We start from the raw sequence: 3,200 nt of genomic DNA on the forward strand, positions 1-3,200 counted from the left end.
GAAATGGAAATAAAAAAAATAAAAAACGATATAAATAATTTTTCTTTTAAAAATATTAAAATGAAAAATGTTTCTATAAAATCGGAAATTCTAAAATATATTTCAATTTTCGCTACGATAGTGTCGACTTTCTATCTTATATTTATAGTTTTATTTATTTTGATTAGAGGAGTTCCTTATATCAATTTTAATTTGCTTTTCGGAGAGAGCAATAATTCGCAAATGACATTATTTCCCGCGATAGTTTCAACGGCGATGATGCTTTTTATGGCGCTTATTATAGCCGTTCCGATAGGAGTTTTTTCGGCAATATATTTAACGGAATATTCTAAAGCAAACGGAAAATTAATTTACGCTATAAGAATATTCACCGACAGTTTATCGGGAATTCCTTCTATAGTTTTCGGACTTTTCGGAATGTTAATATTTTTGGATTTATTTGGCATAGGCAGAAATATATTGGCGGGTTCTTTGACTTTGGTTTTAATAATACTTCCTTCAATAATACGACAAACGGAAGAGACTTTAATATCCATTCCCGCGAGTTTGAGAGAGGGAAGTTTGGCTTTGGGAGCTTCTAAAGTTCGCACGATATTTAAAATAGTTTTGCCATGCGGTTTTTCGGGAATAATTACGGCGATTATTTTGAGTATTGGAAGGATAGTCGGAGAGAGCGCCGCACTTATATATACTTCGGGAGCGGTTAGATATATGCCAGCGGGTTATTTTAGCGCGGGAAGTTCTTTTGCGGTTATGATGTGGATGTTTTCAAGCGAGGGTTTATATATCAATCAAACATTTGCAACGGCAAGCATCTTATTAATGATTGTAATATTTCTTAACGCTTTGCTTTTTATTCTAAATAATAAATTAAAAAAGGATTATTAGATTATTAAGAGGATTAAACATGAATAAAGAATTTACTAATAAAAAATTAAATTTCGATTTCGATTTGGAAATTGCGATTAAAACCAGAGATTTGAATTTATATTATGAAAGTTTTCAGGCTTTGAAAAATATAAATATCGATATAAATAAAAATAGCGTGACTGCGTTTATCGGTCCTTCGGGTTGCGGAAAATCTACGCTTCTAAAAACTTTTAATAGAATGAACGATTTAATTCCAAATTGTAAAATAGAAGGAAATATAGAAATCGGCGGATGCGATATATACGATAATAATGTCAATGTTTCTTATTTGCGAAAAAATGTCGGAATGGTTTTTCAAAAATCGAATTTATTTGCAATGAATGTTTACGACAATATCGCCTACGGTCCGAGAACTTTCGGAATAAAAAAGAAATCGGAGCTTAACGATATAGTGGAATATAGTTTGACTAAAGCGGCTTTATGGGACGAAATAAAAGACAGATTAAATAAAAACGCTTTGGGTTTATCGGGAGGACAACAGCAGAGATTATGCATTGCGAGAGCTTTGTCGGTTAATCCGAAAATACTTCTTATGGACGAACCTACGAGCGCGCTTGACCCGATAAGCACGGGAAAAATAGAAGATTTGATAAACGAACTTAAAAACGATTATACGATTGTAATTGTCACTCATAATATGCAACAGGCTATGAGAGTTTCGGATAAAACGGCATTTTTCTTATTCGGCGAAATTGTGGAATACGAGGATACGGAAGAAATATTTTATAAACCGAAAGATAGCAGAACAGAAAGATATATTACGGGAAGATTCGGTTAAAATATTTTTTTATTGTAAATAATTTTTTAGAAATAAATTTTTAAGGAGTAATTAAATGATAAGATTTGAAGAAGAATTAAATCGATTGAGAGAATATGTAATCGAAGCGGGAAATATGATTTTAGAAGCTTTGAAAAACGCTAGAGATTCTTTATTAAACGGCGATATGGATTTGGCAAATCAAGTCATAGAGGGCGATAGAAATATAAATAGAATTTCTTATAAAATAGAAAGCGCTTGTTTGAAAATTCTTTTGCTCGAACATCCCGTTGCAACCGATTTAAGAATAGTTTCTGCGACTTTGAAAATAGCGACAGATTTGGAAAGAATAGGCGACCAAGCCAAAGATATTTGCGATTTGCTTAAATTTTTGCTTGAAGGAAATATTTATAAAGACAAAATGGAGACAATAATTGAAATGTCAAATATAATAGAGGAAATGGTTAAAGATTCTCTATCTGCTTTTTCCAAAAAAGATTTTGAGCTATCAAAAAAAGTCATAGAATCGGACGATACTGTCGACAAATTATTTTATAAAGTTAGAGATTCTATGGTTGATTTGATAAAGAGCGGAGCGAACGACTCTGACCAAGCGATTTATTTAATGATGATAGCGAAATATTTTGAAAAGATGGGCGACCATGCGGAAAATATAGCGAAGTGGGTTTATTATTACAGCACGGGCGATAGGTATAAATAAAAAAGACACCGCAATAAATACGATGCCTTTTGTCTTATCAATTTTTTATCAGCTTCTAAATTGAAAAATATTCTTATTGTTTACTAATAGCAGTAGTGCCATCAGCGCTTGTAGCTGTGCCAGATGTAGCGCTTGTAAATGTGATACTTGCGCCTGATATTCCTACATCATCTCCGTTTATTGTATATTCCGTTTTTTCGGAATTCCAATCTGCTTCTGGTATTTGAAAAGTTATTGTAGCAGGAGAAGTCATTGTCATATTTCCACTATCGCTAATAGTAAACTCTACTCCATCTCCAGTCCAAGTTCCAGCTATATAAGAAACTTTAAATGTTGTTGGGGCTGGGTCGGTGCCTTTGTCTTTACAAGAAACAAAAACGACTACTAAAACTGATAAAATGATAAGAAATAATTTTTTAGAATTCTTCATTGAATTCCTCCTTTAGATAAATTGTTTATAACAAAACAAGGATTTTTTATTTTCCTTGATAAGCTATCGAAATTGATTGAAGTTAAAAAAGATTTAACTAAATTTAAATTGTCATTACGAGCGTAAGCGTGGCAATCTAAATATATTGGATTACTTCGGTTTTTGGCAAAACCTCGTAATGACAAATAATTTTTAAATATAAAAGAAAATATATTTTGCAATACGAAACAGACACTTAAAAAATTAAATACCTTAAAAAATTGTGATATATAAAAATTTAAATTATTGGTTAAAAGATATAATAATGGCTTTGCTTAACGAAATTATAGTATGCTAATTTATAGTAATTTTTACTAACCATA

General features: G+C 31.4%; 4 protein-coding genes. 3 read left to right on the forward strand and 1 reads right to left on the reverse strand.

What is annotated here, in order from left to right; genetic code table 11:
- From pstA to phoU, 3 genes are all read left to right on the forward strand, one after another.
- The coding region (pstA, locus tag EZH24_RS09140) for a phosphate ABC transporter permease PstA (protein WP_137998853.1) at nucleotides 1–888 on the forward strand (888 nt) is incomplete at its 5' end.
- Between the two features lie 19 nt (nucleotides 889–907).
- On the forward strand, nucleotides 908–1,708 hold the full coding sequence (pstB, locus tag EZH24_RS09145) for a phosphate ABC transporter ATP-binding protein PstB (RefSeq protein ID WP_137998854.1): 801 nt from the start codon (nucleotides 908–910) through the stop codon (nucleotides 1,706–1,708).
- Between the two features lie 55 nt (nucleotides 1,709–1,763).
- Nucleotides 1,764–2,408: a phosphate signaling complex protein PhoU gene (gene phoU / locus EZH24_RS09150; protein WP_137998855.1), complete on the forward strand. Its 645-nt coding sequence runs from the start codon at nucleotides 1,764–1,766 to the stop codon at nucleotides 2,406–2,408.
- 73 nt (nucleotides 2,409–2,481) lie between these two features.
- Here phoU and EZH24_RS09155 read toward each other — a convergent pair whose 3' ends face one another.
- Nucleotides 2,482–2,838: a hypothetical protein gene (locus EZH24_RS09155; protein ID WP_137998856.1), complete on the reverse strand. Its 357-nt coding sequence runs from the start codon at nucleotides 2,836–2,838 to the stop codon at nucleotides 2,482–2,484.
- Between the last annotated feature and the right edge of the window lie 362 nt (nucleotides 2,839–3,200).

It is taken from the genome of Brachyspira catarrhinii (assembly GCF_005518285.1).
In the GTDB taxonomy this organism is placed as follows: Bacteria; Spirochaetota; Brachyspiria; order Brachyspirales; family Brachyspiraceae; genus Brachyspira; species Brachyspira catarrhinii.

Bases quoted from the DNA above. Each gene is read 5' to 3' on its own strand.
- phoU (WP_137998855.1), top strand. From the start codon at position 1,764: ATGATAAGATTTGAAGAAGAATTAAATCGATTGAGAGAATATGTAATC.
- EZH24_RS09155 (WP_137998856.1), bottom strand. From the start codon at position 2,838: ATGAAGAATTCTAAAAAATTATTTCTTATCATTTTATCAGTTTTAGTA.
- pstB (WP_137998854.1), top strand. From the start codon at position 908: ATGAATAAAGAATTTACTAATAAAAAATTAAATTTCGATTTCGATTTG.